This is a genomic window from Paenibacillus sp. J5C2022 (assembly GCF_025567625.1).
Taxonomy (GTDB): domain Bacteria; phylum Bacillota; class Bacilli; order Paenibacillales; family Paenibacillaceae; genus Pristimantibacillus.
Window position 1 is genome coordinate 61,348 of the sequence record NZ_JAOQJC010000008.1, and the last position, 17,038, is coordinate 78,385.

Below are 17,038 nucleotides of genomic sequence, written 5' to 3' on the forward strand. Positions count from 1 at the left end.
CTGCCACTGGGCTCCGATTTTACAAGCGGACGCAGGCTATATGAGCTCCGATCTTAAAAGCATACGCCGGCTATATGGGCTCCGATCTTACAAGCGGACGCCAGCTATATGAGCTTCGACCTCACAAGCAGTCGCTCAATCATCGCCGCCACTTCAGCGCGGGTAATGAGCGCTCTCGGAGCCAGCAATTGCTTCCCTCTTCCGGATACGATGCCAGCCTGCACGCTATCCACGACCCCATTGATTGCCCATGGCGCGGCTTGATCCGCATCTTTGAATAAGCGAAGCGTTTCCTCTTGCGATTGAGCCGCCAGTTGCTCCTTCAGACCAGTCCATACCATCGCTTTGGCCAGCACCGTCATCGCCTGTTCGCGGGTAATGCGGTCATTCGGCCGGAATGTGCCGTCCGGGAACCCTGTGATCAGTTCATATGCTGCAGCTGTCTCGATCGCGCGATTATACCAGGCATTTTCCGCCACATCGCTGAACGTACGATTCGCCCTCTCCAGCTGCAATCCCAGTCCTCTGACGACCATAGCGGCGAATTCTGCACGGGTCACATGCCGGTCAGGATGGAACAGCCCTCTATCGTCACCCTCCACGATCATGCGCGAGCCCACATCGTTCACAGAAGCTTCCGACCAGTGCCCGGCTGCATCCGGGAAAACCACGGGATGCCATACGACGGCATAAGAACTATTGGTCAGACTGTTAATAAGCGCGTAATCTCTGCCTTCCTGCTTCACAACCATGGTCGGCACATGTCGGACAGTTCCGTCCGGCTCTACGGCAACCCCCGTCGTTATTCGGTTCTCTTCTTCATCCATTCCGTCAGGAAGTGCAATCATGCGCTTCACATAGCGGTCGTAACGTTCGATCTCGATGCTATTCCCGTCATAGGATGCCATGACGCGGAAGATGACGGGAGGCGCTGCAAGTCTAACTCCCGCTTCCATTACAGCCTCTTCGATCCGGGAGGCCTCTTCCGCAGCCGGCTTCTCAATAATCAACGAGAGATGCAGCTTGTCTGGCTCAAGCTGCGCGCCGAGCTGCCCGGCGATTTCATCCAGATCGACTAAGCCCGCAGGCAGATGATAAGAAGCTCCTTCGGCTTGCAGGACGATTGCAGCTTGCTTGCCAGTCAAGCTCTTCATGAGGCGGCCACTTAGTTGACCGATCAGAATATCCGTCTTCACTTTGACCGGAATCGTAATCGTAGCACCTTGCTCCTCCGCGTCCAGTCGTTTCAGCATTTCCGCCTCGTTCACCAGAATCGTCGTCTCTTTCCGGCCGTTCACGACCTTCACGCTGGCTGTGCCTGTGTTCTCCGCCTTCCCGTTCACCAGCACCTCCACGCCATTCGTCGCACCTCCCGTCGATGGATACGACGGAATCGATGGCCGGGACATGGTCTTGAAGCTCCATATTGATCCCGATAGCCCCAGGAATGCAATATCATATTGATCCCGGAATGCGCCCGGCGCAATAGTGACGTAATATTCCGTAGCATAATCCAATAGAGATGAGGGAGTGATCGCCACACTCGTCCCAACTGCCGATACTTTCGCTGCATCCGTCGCTTCGATCGTTTCTACTACGACATCGTCCTCCGCCCGTCTGATCTCGATCTGCTTGCCCGCAGATGCCTGTACAGCCTTGTCGAAGGTCAGCAACAGATTGGTATCAGGCTGCACATTCGTCGCTTGGTTAACCGGGGAGTAAGCAGCAATGCTCGGCGGATTGGCTACCGTTACCGGATTGGAATACGTAATCAATGTTCGCTCATCGGGATCGCTGCCGTCAGGATGACTGCTGTGCGTCAGCCTCACCCTAATATCGTACGCGCCATCCTCTGGCAATGGAAGCGTCAACTGGGCCGGCAAACCTGACAAGTCCGCTTCAAGCTTGCTCCAGCTGTCTTCACCATGCGTCCTGCGCTCCAGCTCCACAGATTCCGCCGCTTGCAGCATATCCTTGCTGAGTGAATCCGTCCGGAATCGGATGACAGCTGTCTCCTCCGATATCTCCCCCCTCGTCAGGAACGGCGAACGGTAACCTCCGAGCACAGGATAATACAGCGATTGATCCTCGCCGCTCGTCAATTCCACTTCGTCCGTCTGATCCAGAGACACGCCCACATAATCCTGCCTGTTCGCAGCTTTAAGCGCCTCCCCCATGACATAGGCGTCGTCACTGTTCGTTAACGCAATGCCGTTAACTGTCATCGAAGTATTGCTCGACCACGGCGACCACGTTACCGTCACATCAATTCCGCTCTCGTTATAATCGAGCGCATTGTCGGCAATCGTCACGTTCGTCGCATAGAAGCCGATTACAGCGATGCCCGCACTTGTAAAGCCCTGCTGATTCGTGCTGTCATAGCCTGTAATTGTATTGCCCGTTATAGAGCCGCTGCCCCCGTAAATGTACATGGCATATTCATAGCCGTCGGATTGTCTTAATCGCTCCGGGTAATCCGTCCCCTGGAACGTATTGCCGCTTATGGCCAATTCGCCGTTGCGAATGGCGACCGCATTGCGGAAAGCATTGCTGCTGTCGAATACGCTGTTCGCAATCGAAGTGGACAGCGCGCCCGGCTCTGCATGAATGCCAAAGCTGAGCTTCTCGCCCGGCACTGTGTTGTTGTGAAAGCCCTTCACCGTGACGCCATCCATGCTAAGTCTGCCGCCTGTCTTTACATTAATGACGGCGAATAGTTCATCTTGCCCGTTCTCCAGCGTCACATTGTTCAGCGACAAGGCGCTTCCCGGTCCTTCCACAATCAGAAATGTCTGCACATTCGCATAGTTGGGAAGCGAGGCGCTTTGCACGGTTACATCGTCGCTTCGCACGACTGTATCCAGCATGCCGCTTCCCGCCTCGATGGTAGAGCCGTTGCCGTTAATGGCGACCGAACGCGATATTTTACCGCCGGCGTACTCATATCTTTGCTGCGGCATCAAATGAATGGTACTGACGTGGGGATTGACCAGGTAAGCCGACAGTTCCCCGGAGTCACTGGCTGTTACTTCGCTTCGCACCTCCGTTGTAAACCGCCATGCCGAATTCCCTGCCATTCCCTGATAAGCATGCCCTTCGCCATTCTCGAACGCTCCCGCTTCGATCTCGACGTAATAGTCACTCCCGTACAACAGCTGTGAACCAGGGAGAATCCTTACCTCAGTCCCGTTTGCAATGGTCACTTTATCGGTATCCGAGGACAACAACGATTCTACTGTGCTATCGTCCCACGCTTGCTTAAGGATGATCCGCTTGTTCTCTCCAGCCGTAACAGCTTCATCGAATTGCAGGACCAGTTGGGAATCCACAGTCACTTCCACTGCATTGTTGGCAGGCGTCATGCTTGTCTCTGCAATGACCGGCGATGGCGCGGCGCCGACGTATTCTCCTCCCCATCCGCTTCCCAATAGAAGCATGCATACTAGCGCAATTGTTAGGAACCGCTTCGCTCTCATTCCTGACTTTCCCCTTCCAATGATATGTTCGGCATTCAGCACTACTTTATAATCCAGTGCTTAACAATTAGTGAACATCTAAGAAAGTCAGGTTAAATAAGTCTACTGTCCCTCCTGCCCGCTATGCGCAAAGCAATAACGAATGAAACTCTCCATCGCATCCGTCAAAAATTTATGCTTGTGATAGGCCAGCTTGAACTGGCGCCTGAACGAGAGTCCTTCCACCTTCACCGTACGCAGCAGGCCTGTATCCACTTCCATATGGACGGCCCGCTGCGAGATGACAGATATGCCCAGCCCCTCCGCTACGGCCATCTTGATGGTGTCGGCATTGTTGCATGTCCATGTCGCCGTCCACGATAATCCATGCCCGGACATTACCTCTTCGAAAGTGTTCCTGGTGCCGCTTCCCGCTTCCCGCAGGATGAAATTCTCCCCCTCCAGCTCTTTCGCCCCAACCGATTCCCGTTCCCAAAAAGGGTGTCCCTGGCCGCATATGCAGACGAGCGTATCCTCTGCGAACGGCTTGCACACCAAATCGGTCTGAGTTACATCCCCCTCCACAAGCCCCAAATCCAAATGATCGACCAGCAGCATCCCTTCAATTTTCGTCGTATTGTCTTCGACCACTTCCATCCTTGCACCGGGAGTCTGCAATTGAAATGCCGCTGCCAGCTTGGGCAATACGGTGGCGCCGATTGTAACGCTCGCGCCGACACGTATTAATCCAGTCTCGTGCATAGCGCGCATCTCGCTCTCTGCATCGCTGTACATCCGAAGGATATGCCGCGCGTAGCCCAGAAGCTTCTCGCCGGCCCTTGTCAGATACAGCTTCCTCGACAATCGCTCGAACAGCCGAATCCCGTAATGCGCCTCAAGCTCCGCTATCGCCTGGCTTACTGCCGATTGAGATACATACAACGTATTCGCCGCAGCGGTCATATTCATCTTGTCGCATACGGCTATGAATATTTGCAAGTGCCGCAAGGTCACGCCTATCACCTCTCACATATCATAAGTATATGATTATTATATCTATAATAATGATCTATTTTACTTATATCAATAGGAGACGTATGCTGGAGATGCATACTTCATGGGGGTGTACTCGATGACTGTTCGTACTAAACCAACAGACGATGTTAGCGCTGATGTTGTCCTGGAACCGCAAGAATGCCTCAGAGACAGCAGCCATTCGGGCAAAAGAAAGACAGCCACACGCGGGCACGAAAGCTTCCGCACATGGCTGCTTGGTATCGGATTTACCTTATGTATCGCCTTGCTCGGCTGGGCCGCCAGCGCCCTTCCGGTGCTGGACCGACTGGGGCCGCTCGGATGCTCCATCGCGCTGGCTGTAGCTTACCGGCACTATAAAGGCTATCCCGAGCCGCTGCGCAAGGGCATTCAATTCTGCAGCCGCACGCTGCTGCGGCTGGCCATCGTCCTGTTCGGACTAAGGCTGGATATACAGCTTGTCCTGCATGATGGACCCGGCTTGCTGCTGCAGGCAGCGATTGTCATCGCCTTCGCCGTCCTGCTCACCGTATCGCTCGGCAAGCGACTGAAAGCGGACCCCGCGATCACACTTCTGCTCGCGATCGGCACCGGCATCTGCGGCGCTGCCGCAATCGCAGCTGTCGCTCCAATTCTGCGTACGAAGGATGAGGATACGGCGATAGGAGCCGGCATGATCGCCCTGGTCGGCACTGTGTTCGCGGTCGGCTATACGCTGCTGCGTCCCTTGCTCCCGCTTACCGGAATCGACTACGGCGCCTGGTCGGGCATCAGCCTGCATGAGATAGCTCATGTCGCGTTGGCTGCCGCCCCAGCTGGACAAGATGCGCTTGCGGCGGGACTGCTCGCCAAGCTGAGCCGTGTGCTGCTGCTGGTTCCGTTCTGCCTGCTGCTGCTTCTCTGGAAGAAGCGGAACGGCGGGGCTGCGCAGCCGGATGCGAAGCTGGAGTTTCCGTGGTTCCTGCTGGGATTCATCGCAGCCAGTGTCATTGGAAGTTATGTCTTCGGCACCTATATTGACGTTCCCGCATCTGTCATGAACGGGCTTGCCACGGCTACTTCGTTCCTGCTGTCCATGGCGATGGTTGGCCTCGGCCTGAACGTCAGCATGAAGCAGCTCCGCTCCAAAGCGCTGAGACCGGTTGTCGCCATGTCGATCACCTCGCTTCTGCTAGCCGTACTCACTTACTTGAACGCTCTGGCTTAGTCCGCCTCCGATACCATGACTCTGTCGCGCGCTCTCTCGGGCAGCTCTCCCTGGAGCGCGCTCTTCAGATCGTGCCCCGACGGATTCTGGAATACGCGAATGCCGAATTCCGGCGCAACGGCCAGCAGATGATCGAATATATCGGACTGCACGCCTTCGAATATTTCCCATCTTACATCGTTCACGAACGCATAGATTTGCAGCGGCAGCCCCGTTCCATCCGGCTGGAGCTGCCGAACCATGCATGTCATCTCTTTATGAATGCCGGGATGATTCCTTAGATAGCTCTGGATATAAGCTCTGAACATGCCGATATTCGTCAGCGCCCTGCCGTTCACATTGCTGGACCGGTCGATTTTATGCTCCACATGATAACGCTCGATATCCAGTTCCTTTTGCGCGATGTACGCTTTGAGCACATGGATCTTCTTTAGCTTTTCGATCATTTCGGGACTGCAGATGGTGATGCTGGTCGTATCGATGGAGAGCGACCTCATAATGCGCCGTCCGCCCGAGGTCTGCATGCCCCGCCAGTTCTTGAACGAATCGGAGATTAGCGCATAAGACGGAATGGTCGTGTATGTCTTGTCCCAATTCTGAACCTTGACCGTATGCAGCGAGATATCGACGACGTCGCCGTCCGCGCCATACTTCGGCATCTCGATCCAATCGCCGACCCGCACCATATCGTTGGAGGTTAGCTGCACGCCCGCTACAAGGCCCAGTATGGAATCCTTGAACACGAGCATCGTCACCGCCGACAGCGCGCCAATGCCGCTCAGCAAGATAAGCGGGCTCTGTCCGATCAGATTGGAGACGATCAGTATGCCGCCGATTGTGAAGACGAAGATTTTTACAACCTGGATGTAGCCTCGAATCGGTCTCGCCTTCGAGATCTCATACGTCACATAAATATCGTTGACGGCATTGAGGAATGCATTAATGACCATAAGTGCGACAACAATAATATAGATGGCAGTACCCTGCTCGATCAGATGCTGGAACTTCGGGAACAGGGAAGATGAAAAGTAAATAATGATAGCAGGCACCACATGAGAGATTTTATGGAACACCTTGCGCTCCAGCAGATAGTCGTCCCACTTGACCTTGCTATTTCTAATGTAGTAGGAAACTATTCTCAGCACGATGCTCTTGGCGATGAAGTTGGCAGCCACGCTTAGACCGATAATGATGACAATCATAATCGCATTGGCCACATACAGGGACATCTGTTCGCCCATGCCAAAGTCTGCGATCCATTCGTTCAGTAAATCCATACGTACCTCCTCTTGATGTGTTAGGTCACATTATACACTTCATTCCTCCTTCACGGAAAGCCCCTGCCTCCCCAGAAATACAGGCGCATCCCGGTCGTATCCATGAAATCGGGATGAATATTCGTGTTCGGGGCATTTTATAGAAAAGCACATGAATGGAGTGATTGGCATGGCTAGAAGAAGGAGCAGAAAATATGCGGTGCCCGGAGTTGAGCAAGGAATGCAGATATTCAAAGCGAATGTCATGAAAAACGAAGGGTATGCCGTAAATCCGAGCCGTCCGGATGATGTAAAATACGAAGTGGCGAAAGAGATAGGCGTTCCTTTGCAGGAGGGCAGCAATGGCGAGTTGTCTACGGAGTCGGTCGGCCATGTCGGCGGCAAAATTGGCGGACCGATGGTACGCGAGCTCATTCGATTGGCTCAGGAAGAGCTGACAAAGCGCGAGTAAAGAAGTTAGTAACTGCTTTGTTTTCTGGTGGATGAGCGACTTTTGGCCGGGCTATGTGACCATTTTGAGCGATGGAGCAAACTTTCGGCTCACTTTCGGGGGCTATGTGAGCATATTGAGCGATGGAGCACACTTTTCAGCTCGCTTCCAGGGGCTATGTGAGCATTATGAGCGATAGAGGTTACTTTTGAGGCGGACAAGGCACTTTTGGCGGGGCATGTGAACATTTTGAGCGATAGCGCACACTTTTCGGCCCGTTTCCTGGGCTATGTGAGCATATTGAGCGATAGCGCACACTTTTCGGCCCGTTTCCTGGGCTATGTGAGCATATTGAGCGATAGAGGTTACTGGGGCGGACGAGGTACTTTTGGCGGGGCTATGTGAGCATAATGAGCGATAGAGGTTACTTTTGGGGCGGACGAGACTCTCTTGGCGGGGCTATGTGATCATTTTGAGCGATGGAGCACACTTTTCAGCTCGCTTCCAGGGGCTATGTGAGCATTATGAGCGATGGAGCACACTTTTCGGCTCGCTTCCAGGGGCTATGTGAGCATTATGAGCGATAGAGGTTACTTTTGAGGCGGACAAGGCACTTTTGGCGGTGCTATGTGACCATTTTGAGCGATAGCGCACACTTTCGACTCACTTTCGGGGGCTATGTGAGCATATTGAGCGATAGAGGTTACTTTTGAGGCGGACGAGACTCTCTTGGCCGGGCTATGTGACCATTTTGAGCGATGGAGCACACTTTCGGCTCACTTTCGGGGGCTATGTGAGCATATTGAGCGATAGAGGTTACTTTTGGGGCGGACGAGGCACTCTTGGCGGGGCTATGTGACCATTTTGAGCGCTGGAGCACACTTTTCGGCCCGTTTCCTGGGCTATGTGAGCATTATGAGCGATAGAGGTTACTTTTGAGGCGGACGAGGCACTTTTGGCGGCGCTATGTGAACATTTTGAGCGATAGCGCACACTTTTCGGCCCGTTTCCTGGGCTATGTGAGCATATTGAGCGATAGAGGTTACTTTTGAGGCGGACGAGACTCTCTTGGCGGTGCTATGTGACCATTTTGAGCGATAGCGCACACTTTCGACTCACTTTCGGGGGCTATGTGAGCATAATGAGCGATGGAGGTTACTTTTGGGGCGGACGAGACACTCTTGGCGGTGCTATGTGACCATTTTGAGCGATAGCGCACACTTTCGACTCACTTTCGGGGGCTATGTGAGCATTATGAGCGATAGAGGTTACTTTTGAGGCGGACAAGGCACTTTTGGCGGAGCTATGTGAACATTTTGAGCGATGGAGCACACTTTTCGGCTCGCTTCCGGGGGCTATGTGAGCATATTGAGCGATAGGCGCCGACTCCAGGCCGTGAATTCAGGTGTATCAGGTTGGCCCCCTTCGGGTGCCAACCTGATGATGATTCAGCTGAAAAAGAGTGAATATGCTCACTCTTTTCCAGCCGCTTCTACTCCATATACCTGCTTCATCGCCAGAGCTGCCAGCCGCTCCCCTACCGGACGCTTGTTCCGTGGATGAAGATTGTCCGCCTCGCCCAAGTCCCTCGTCGCAATCATCCCGGTATTCGAAACAAGCTCCAACGTGCGGTTCTGCGCGGTGCGTACGAGCTCCCATTCGTCCAGCCCATCAACGTAATCCGGCAGCTCAACGTAGAGAAATGGGAATGCTTCGCCTCCCCAGCCGCTGCGCCAAGCCTGGAGCAATGCCGGGAACAAAGTGCCGTAGCGCCGCCCCTTCTGTTCCAGCGCGTCGCTCTCCCCCTGGTACCAGATTACGCCGCACATCGCATACGGCTGTATAGGTGACACCATTCCGTTATATAAGCCGAACGGACGGCGGAGATCATCTCGTCCCAGACGCTCTTCTTCCTCCACGAATTCTTCCCGATACATCGATATAGCGGGGGCGCTGCAAGCCGCGCTTCGCGGAATCCAACACGAAGCCTTCGTACCGGAGCGCGATACCTGAACAATTCCAACCGGTACGTTCAAACGCCGCTTCAGCGCACAAGCGAAAAAGACCGGCACTGCCGCCAATGGCAGCATGCGCTCCCGCGATACTTCGCGCCATTGTCCGTCCCGCACATCGTCCGCGGGTTCATCGGCAGCATATTCCTCCACCTTGAACAAACGAATGCCCGAGAGAGCGCCTTCGAAATCGTCATCGTTGAACGCATCCACCATCCACGCCGTCTCTTCTCCATAGATTTCCCGGAACGAATACCCCATATTGGATTGGCCGCCGGCAATCCACACTTCGCCGATCATGATGTCCCTTATGGCGATCTCGCTATCTTCACATGAGATCGTCATCCCATGCGGACCTCCAGCCGGAGCGGGGTCCAGTTCCATTCTCCATCTGCCGGACACAGCTTTCACCGTCTTCCGCCGCCCCATGAATTCGACCGAGACCTCTTCGCTATCACCCGCTTTCCCCCAGACCGGTATGGGCTTGTGCCGCTGAAGTACCATATGGTCGGCGAATATTTTCGGCAAGACAAGCTTTTCATTCTGCGCTGTCGCATCTCCAATCTGTTCATTCTGCATCATCGCATCTCCAATCTGTCCATCCTACGCCGTACTCCGTCGCTCCTCCAATCAGTTCACTCTGCATCATCGCTTCTTCAACTTCCTTTCATACAATTAAATTGATAGAAGGCAGTAGCAGTTAATCGCGATGATCGAAGCTTAATAGACAAGCTCGCGGAAGCGGCTTACCCGATGCAAGGATATGATGTTGCCGTTATGCGCGCATGGCGCGTTCCCATCGCCGGACCGGCTCAATATTAGCAGGTCGTCTCCCGCTATGACCATGCTGGCGTAATGGCGGGCTTCCGTGTCGGAATCCGTCTTGGCGACGAGCCCCGCGAAGCACCAATCGAAGCCGTTGCGCGAGAAGTGCAGCTGCAGTCGGTTCCGCTCATTGTTCGGCAGATTGAATCGGCCGGAAGGCAGACGCTCCGCACGCGTCATGCTGTCGGTGGCCTGCGTGCTGAGCAGCCAGTACAGGCGAGTCGCCTCATCGTACAAGATATGAAATTTCATCTGACCGCCCGGACAAGGCACATAGGCTAGCCTCCTGCCCGATGGCGCCTTCTCCAGCATCGTCAGAATGCTGCCGTCCGACTGCTCTACCGCCTTGGCGACGGCGGCGAATCCCGATCCGCCCGTATGGGCCCGCATCCACAGATGGAAGGTCGCGCCCGACGGGTCATGCAAGTAATGATTCTCGTCGACGAACTGCACGACATTCGTCTCGAGCCAACCCATGCGGTGGCAGACCCTCCCAGGAGTCACTTCGTTCGCACTACCCGCTTCAACCGGATAGAACGGGACGCCGAAGTAGTCCAGCTCCTCCTCCGGTATCGCCTGCTGGAATACCAGCTCCGAAGCGAACGTCCAGTTCTCCCTGCGGGACAGGTCGCTGTCGGCCTTGCCGCGCAGCAGCACCGGCGCTATGACACTGACCGGCCAGCCTTGCACGCCAGGCTTCGTAATACGCTCCATAACCAAGTATACGTTCCCTTTCGCGTAATGCACATTGGCCGGAGCTTGATGCCACATCTCTCCTTCCGTCAACGCGGTCGGATCGCTCCAGTTGTCGCCGTTGTCGTCGGAGTACATAATTGTGAGATCGTTGCAATGTCCGATGACGTAGACGCGGTTGCCGGCGGCGAACGGACGGGCATGCATGAAGGGGAAGTCGGCACGGTGCATCCATGTCCGCCCGTCGTCGTCGGACGTGAATACTTTGCCGTACCATAACGCTCCCCCTTCAATGACGCGCTTCGGTCCAGGCATCGCATGCATGCCCGGACCGCTTATATCCAGCGTTGCGATCAGCCGACCGCCCGGAAGCACCGCAATCCCCGGGCTGTAGGCGTAGACGGCCGCCGGATCGGGAGACTCGTATACTTTCACATAGTCGGGAGCAAGCTCTTTCACTTTATACGGGTGCATTATTCACTCAGCATCCTCTCTCATAGCATGATTATCGGTTACTACTTAGCTACTAAGCAAGTTAGGGGCTAATCGCTCAATATGGTCACATAGAATCGGAAAAATAGAAAAAAGTGTGCGCTATCGCTCATTTTACTCACATAGTCCCGCCAAACGTGCCTTGTACCGCCGAAAAGTAGGAGCTATCGCTCAATATGGTCACATAGAATCGGAAAAATAGAAAAAAGTGTGCGCTATCGCTCATTTTGCTCACATAGGCCCGCCAAACGTGCCTTGTACCGCCGAAAAGTAGGAGCTATCGCTCAATATGGTCACATAGAATCGGAAAAATAGAAAAAAGTGTGCGCTATCGCTCATTTTGCTCACATAGCCCTGCCAAATGTACCTTGTGCCGACTGGACCTAAGTAGTAACGATTATCGATGCATGTTTACCGACAGAACAGCTGACAAGCCTCCCCCGCAGCCTGTCGGCTCGGGGAGGCTTCTCGCGTTAATACTCGCCAGTCGCTAATTACTCTCTCTAGTTATTCGCTGTTGCTCTCGCTAGCTACTCGCTAGTTGCTCGCAGTCACTCGCCGTTACTCGCTAGTTACTCGCTATCCCTCGCCGTTACTCGCCGTTACTCGCTAGTTACTCGCTAGTTACTCGCTAGTTACTCGCTATCCCTCGCCGATACTCGCCGTTACTCGCTAGTTACTCGCTATCCCTCGCCGTTACTCGCTAGTTACTCGCTATCCCTCGCCGTTACTCGCTAGTTACTCGCTATCCCTCGCCGTTACTCGCTAGTTACTCGCTATCCCTCGCCGTTACTCGCCGTTACTCGCAAATTACTCGCTATACACCTCAATCTCATTCACCCGGATATAATCCGGCTGGATAGTTGGACCGCTTGTACCGAGGATTCTCAGCTTCGAGCCGATGACGGCCGGGAACGTATGGGTGCGATGATCGAACGCATTGCCGGCGATCGCAGGCAGGCAATCGACCCAGGCCGAGCCGTTCCAATATTGTATGACGTAGTCCCTAATCGCATAACCTGTCGTCGTGTACAGCTCCACTCTGCTGAACGTCTGCTCCGAGCCGAAGTCCAGCTGTATCCATTCCGGCAGCGCAGTGCCGTCGGTCGCCCAGCCGCTCCAATCCGTCGTCGCGGCGCCGTCGTTCACCTTATCGGCGGAGTAACCGTTGGCCGTATCCGTGTTCGAAGCGGAAGCCGTCGCCTCCCTCGCCATATTGACGATGGATGCCGTATTAAGCTTCACCTGACTGAGCTGCGGACTATACGTCAGCGTTCCTCCAGCGGGGAACTCCACCTTGACGAACTGTGTGCCGACCGGCAGCTTGCTTAGCGTGTACGTACGCTTCGTCCATGCGCCTTCGTTGATCGGCGAGTCCGTATAATGCCAGCCCTGCTGCAGCTCCCAGGTGACGCCGTCCGGCGCCGTATAGATCGAGAAGTTGGCGATGCCAGGCTCATTATCCGTCGCATACAGAGCTGTCAACTGGATATCGGTCGCTTCACTGCGATAGATAACGTATTCCCGCTCTGCATTCGTATTGTCCCTGGTCGCACGGCTGGAATCGCCGAGCGCAGCGCCGTGCGCCGTATCGAAGTACAGGCCCGGGCTATGCGCGCTCACCTTCGACCAATCGTCCAGCTCATCGATGACCGTGGCCGAATTCCATGGCACATCGGATAGCTGCACCTTGCCGAGCTGCGGGCTGTACGATACCGCGCCCCCGGTCGGGAACTTGATCCTCACATAGTTCGTGCCGGCCGGAAGCTGCGTCAGTGTGTACTCGCGCTTGGTCCAGTAACCGCCGTTGATCGGAGAATCCGCATAATGCCAGCCGTCATGCGGCGACCAGGTCGTGCCGTCCGTCGACGTATAGAAGTGGAAATTGTCGATGACCGGCTCCGTATCGGTGGCGAACAATCCCGTCACCTTCGCGCGTGTCGCGCCATTGAGCCAGTAGACGATCGATTGGGCCGCCATGCTGGTGCTCGTCCTCATTGCACGGCTCGCATCGCCGAGCGCGGCAGCGTTCGACTTGTCGATCGCCAGACCGGAGCCGTGCGAGCTCGTCATGCTCCAATCGTTCAATTCATCCGTCATCGTCGTCCCGACGCTCCGGGCGTTCGTGATCTCGTAGAAAACCACGCCATGATGCTCCAGCGTCGGGGTCAGCGTCAGCATGTTGCCCGTTACGGTAGCCGTCGTCGTCACCGGCGTCAGCTCGGCCAGCGACTGATAAGCTCCTTCACGGGAATACCAGTAGTCCCGATCCGCTTGCTGCTTCAAGCTCCGCGGCACCTCCATCGTATATTTCGACCAGGAATAGGAAGCGTCCGTCAGCCCGCGATTCGCCTTGTCGCTCCACCAAGTCGGCCAGAAGTTGCCGTGTGCATCATCCACTACCCACTTCTTGACGGTGACGGCAGTGCCGCTTACAGGCTCAATATTGCGGATCGTTATGGCGGGCGTCTCCCCCGTCACGCTGTTCATATCGTTGTTATGGTTATAGGCCATGACATGAACGGTGCCGGTCGCTTCATCGTAGCCCGCAATGCCATCCACTTCGTTGGACGGGTCGCTCGCTGCCCCCGAGAGCGTGCGATCCAGCCGCTTGTCGCCAACCATTCGGTAGCCAAGATCGGCGATATGCGTGCTTACGGCGGGAACGCCGCCCCACAGCCCTTCCGTACTCAGTCCCCAAGAGGAGAACCAATCGATATTCCAGTCGAGCATCGTCCGGAATTGCTTGGCATCCGAGGAGGCTTGGAAAGTGTGGCCCACGATCCGCGAATACAGCGCTTTGGAATCCGTCCCGGAATTAATGCGTCCTTCGTCAATGCCGTATTTCAAATTCGTCAAGCCGTTCGCCACAGCCCGATTGCGCAGCGTGGCGATCGTATCGATCAGGCTCTTCCCGCCGGGCATCGTGATGCCAGGCTTCAGATCATAGAAGGATGCGGTCAGGAAATCGATCTGCGTGCCGCTGCCGCCGGTTTTGTAATTCGTCCCGTACGGCCCCACCCCGGCGACGTGGTCGATGAAGGAGAGCTCGTCCCACAATCCTTCCGTTACAGTCATGCTGTGCGCGCCTACGGTCAGATTGGCCGCTCCGATTGCCTCCTCCAGCGCCGCTACCGTGTAGTCGTAAACCTTGAAGAAAGCGATCGCCGTCGAATTGGCGCTTATGCCATCGTCGAACCATTCCGGATTCTCGTATTCGGTGAAGACGCCCCATGTCCACGTCTTCACTTCATTCAGGCCGAATTCCGCGATAAGTGCGTCAGCGAGAGCCTTAATATAATTGTAATACGCATCGTAATCGCTGGGCGGCCTCAGATTGGCCTCCATGACGCCGATATGCGGATCGTCCGAATATTTAATCGGAATGTTGCCCGTCTTGATATGAGGCTTCAACCCTTGATCCACGACATGTTGAAGCGCTCCGATCAGCCGCGAGAAATCGTAGTCCGTCTTATTCGATACATCGGATGGATCAACGAACAGATCACGGTTCGTATAGCAGCCCGGGAAGCCGATGTAGCAGCCGCCGGTCGCCGTCATGAACTGCACGTTCTTCACGAACGGATAGTGCGTCTCGAAGTAATCGGAAGGCTGGCCGGCAGCCTTCGTCGTCCAGTCGATCTCATAGTCCCAGGCGTTGATATCGGAGAACTTGTTCTCGATGGCCTGCCCTTGCGCCGACAGATCGAACGACAGCGCGGGTCCTCCGTCGGCGTAAACTTTGTCTTGCGGGGAAACTGCCATAAGCGTCGAACCGGACACAACGAGCGTGCAGCACAAGCAGGCTAGCGTTTTTCTCATTTTCCTTTTCCCCTTTCGATTAGAATATCCGATTTATTTCTGCTGAAGCAAGTCGAAGATCGGCGCAAGTTCTTGCTGCTGCTCCTTGGCCTTCGCCTGCCAATAAGCGAAGATCTCGTCGATCTTATAGTCGTCCAGCCCTGCAATGAACTCGTCCTGCATCTTGGCGAACTCGGCATCGTCCTTCGCAAGCACCAGCTTGAAGATATTCTTGAACGTGTAGCCCTGCAAGTTCGTGCCTTGCGTCTTCAAATCGTCCGGAAGCTCTCCCAGCCGGTACAGGGCGTTCTCCTGGTACACTTTCACCTTGGAGGAGTACAGATCGAACAAGCTGTCCGCATTGTAGTGCTCAAGCATGTCCTTATGAACCGGCTTCAATTGGCGGCTGACCGCCTTATCCGACCATTCGTACAGATTGACCGGCACGCCCGTCTCGGGATCGACGACGCCTGCGCCGAATCCGACGAAGTGATGATACATCAGCGCGCCCGTCCGCTTGTTGAACGCCAGATCGCTTGCGCTCTGCTGCAGGTATTCGTCCGTCGGCACCGGCTTGCCTTGCTCCATCGTCCAGTTCTCGCCCTCCAGTCCGTTCCAGACCGTCCGCGCATTCTCGTAGGAGGACAGCCAGTTCAGCAGCTCCATCGCCTTCTCCGGATGCTTGGCGTTCTTGGAGATGGCGAATGTCCGGCCGCCAGGGGCCAGGTTATTAATGAGCATGAATCCGTCCGTATTCATCGGAGGCAGCGCCACCATTCCCTTATCCGGCATGTCCGCCTTCTCGAAGTTGTTGTTGATGTCCGTCACAAGCCAGCCCGGTACATTATACAGGTAGCGGCCAGACTTCACCTTCTCTTCATACTTGTCCGACTTCTGCGTGAACGACTCCGGATCGAGAATGCCCATCTGGTTCGCTTTATTGTAGAACTTCACGGTGCGCCAGAACATGCCATTCTTGTCCTTCAAATCATTGTTCGGCGAGATCTCGTTCGTCGCGATATCGTAGTATACCGTCCGGTCGCTCGTCAGATAACCTTTGCCCTCTGTGAACGTCAACGTATAGGTTATCGGCCAGTCTCCCCAGCCTTGGCCGTCCGCGAACCAGCCTCCAATTGCATACGCCTTCTGTCCATCTTTGTTCGTCGGCTCCAGCTTCTGCATCTCGGCCAATACGTTCAACAGGTCGGTATCGAAATTCTCCAGCTTCGGATAACCCAGCTGCTTGTACAGATCCCAGCGGATGAAGTTGGCTCCCAGCGGCTGGGTGCCTCCCGTCGTCGCCCCTCTCAGCATGCCGATCGTATACAGCTTACCGTCCGGGCTGACCGTTTTCTTCTGCAGCTCGATCATGGCCTGTCCGCTTGGATCGGATGTGAAGTTGTCGCCGTATTCGGCAAGCAGGTCGTCCAACTCCAGAATCTGTCCCGCCTTCACCATCATCGGAATCTGCTTGCTGGGGTCCGGTACCCAGAACAGATCCGGCAGATCGTTGCTTGCGATCATCGCGTTCAGCTTCTCGCCGAAGTCCGCCCCGACGGCGGTCATGTCCATCTTGATGCCCAGTTCCTCCTCGATCTGCTTCGCGACCGGGTTCTGCATCACCCCGTTCGGTTCCGCTGCCGCAATACTTGCCGCGATCTTGAGCGTAACAGTCTCCTTCTTCTCTCCTCCGCTCTCGTTCGTGCCGACAGACGGAGTCGTATTGCCCTCGTTTCCATTAGAGCACCCTACTACCGCCGTCAACGCCAGCGTGACCGCCAATCCTGCTATCATCTTCTTCTTCATGCCCA

General features: G+C 55.2%; 9 protein-coding genes. 2 read left to right on the plus strand and 7 right to left on the minus strand.

Annotated elements, in window-relative coordinates; genetic code table 11:
- Positions 1-104: 104 nt before the first annotated feature.
- Both M6D81_RS08635 and M6D81_RS08640 read right to left on the minus strand, forming a co-directional pair.
- Positions 105-3,476 (minus strand): S-layer homology domain-containing protein, encoded by a 3,372-nt coding sequence (locus M6D81_RS08635; RefSeq protein ID WP_262676461.1) that lies wholly within the window; start codon positions 3,474-3,476, stop codon positions 105-107.
- Positions 3,477-3,578: 102 nt separating this feature from the next.
- The gene (locus M6D81_RS08640; protein WP_262676462.1) at positions 3,579-4,469 is read right to left on the minus strand and encodes a LysR family transcriptional regulator; all 891 of its coding nucleotides are present in this window, start codon (positions 4,467-4,469) and stop codon (positions 3,579-3,581) included.
- A 118-nt stretch (positions 4,470-4,587) separates the two neighbouring features.
- Here M6D81_RS08640 and M6D81_RS08645 point away from each other — a divergent pair, with 118 nt between their 5' ends.
- Positions 4,588-5,697: a YeiH family protein gene (locus tag M6D81_RS08645; RefSeq protein ID WP_262676463.1), complete on the plus strand. Its 1,110-nt coding sequence runs from the start codon at positions 4,588-4,590 to the stop codon at positions 5,695-5,697.
- On the opposite strand, the gene M6D81_RS08650 is transcribed toward M6D81_RS08645, so the two are convergent.
- Positions 5,694-6,974 carry a mechanosensitive ion channel family protein gene (locus M6D81_RS08650; protein WP_262676464.1) on the minus strand — a complete coding sequence of 427 codons (1,281 nt, stop codon included), beginning with the start codon at positions 6,972-6,974 and terminating at the stop codon, positions 5,694-5,696. The genes M6D81_RS08645 and M6D81_RS08650 overlap by 4 nt on opposite strands.
- A gap of 169 nt (positions 6,975-7,143) precedes the next feature.
- Here M6D81_RS08650 and M6D81_RS08655 point away from each other — a divergent pair, with 169 nt between their 5' ends.
- Positions 7,144-7,425 carry an alpha/beta-type small acid-soluble spore protein gene (locus M6D81_RS08655; RefSeq protein WP_262676465.1) on the plus strand — a complete coding sequence of 94 codons (282 nt, stop codon included), beginning with the start codon at positions 7,144-7,146 and terminating at the stop codon, positions 7,423-7,425.
- Between the two features lie 1,451 nt (positions 7,426-8,876).
- Here the strand turns inward: M6D81_RS08655 and M6D81_RS08660 are convergent.
- The 4 genes from M6D81_RS08660 to M6D81_RS08675 all read right to left on the minus strand — a co-directional run bounded on the left by M6D81_RS08660 (position 8,877) and on the right by M6D81_RS08675 (position 17,033).
- A complete protein-coding gene (locus tag M6D81_RS08660; RefSeq protein WP_262676466.1) occupies positions 8,877-9,998 on the minus strand; it encodes a sialate O-acetylesterase in 1,122 nt (373 codons plus the stop codon).
- Positions 9,999-10,136: 138 nt separating this feature from the next.
- The gene (locus M6D81_RS08665; RefSeq protein ID WP_262676467.1) at positions 10,137-11,408 is read right to left on the minus strand and encodes a sialidase family protein; all 1,272 of its coding nucleotides are present in this window, start codon (positions 11,406-11,408) and stop codon (positions 10,137-10,139) included.
- Between the two features lie 828 nt (positions 11,409-12,236).
- Positions 12,237-15,248 (minus strand): discoidin domain-containing protein, encoded by a 3,012-nt coding sequence (locus tag M6D81_RS08670; protein WP_262676468.1) that lies wholly within the window; start codon positions 15,246-15,248, stop codon positions 12,237-12,239.
- Positions 15,249-15,281: 33 nt separating this feature from the next.
- The gene (locus tag M6D81_RS08675) at positions 15,282-17,033 is read right to left on the minus strand and encodes an extracellular solute-binding protein (RefSeq protein WP_262676469.1); all 1,752 of its coding nucleotides are present in this window, start codon (positions 17,031-17,033) and stop codon (positions 15,282-15,284) included.
- Between the last annotated feature and the right edge of the window lie 5 nt (positions 17,034-17,038).

Bases quoted from the DNA above. Each gene is read 5' to 3' on its own strand.
- M6D81_RS08655 (WP_262676465.1), top strand. From the start codon at position 7,144: ATGGCTAGAAGAAGGAGCAGAAAATATGCGGTGCCCGGAGTTGAGCAA.
- M6D81_RS08665 (WP_262676467.1), bottom strand. From the start codon at position 11,408: ATGCACCCGTATAAAGTGAAAGAGCTTGCTCCCGACTATGTGAAAGTA.
- M6D81_RS08650 (WP_262676464.1), bottom strand. From the start codon at position 6,974: ATGGATTTACTGAACGAATGGATCGCAGACTTTGGCATGGGCGAACAG.
- M6D81_RS08675 (WP_262676469.1), bottom strand. From the start codon at position 17,033: ATGAAGAAGAAGATGATAGCAGGATTGGCGGTCACGCTGGCGTTGACG.
- M6D81_RS08635 (WP_262676461.1), bottom strand. From the start codon at position 3,476: ATGAGAGCGAAGCGGTTCCTAACAATTGCGCTAGTATGCATGCTTCTA.
- M6D81_RS08645 (WP_262676463.1), top strand. From the start codon at position 4,588: ATGACTGTTCGTACTAAACCAACAGACGATGTTAGCGCTGATGTTGTC.
- M6D81_RS08670 (WP_262676468.1), bottom strand. From the start codon at position 15,248: ATGAGAAAAACGCTAGCCTGCTTGTGCTGCACGCTCGTTGTGTCCGGT.
- M6D81_RS08660 (WP_262676466.1), bottom strand. From the start codon at position 9,998: ATGATGCAGAATGAACAGATTGGAGATGCGACAGCGCAGAATGAAAAG.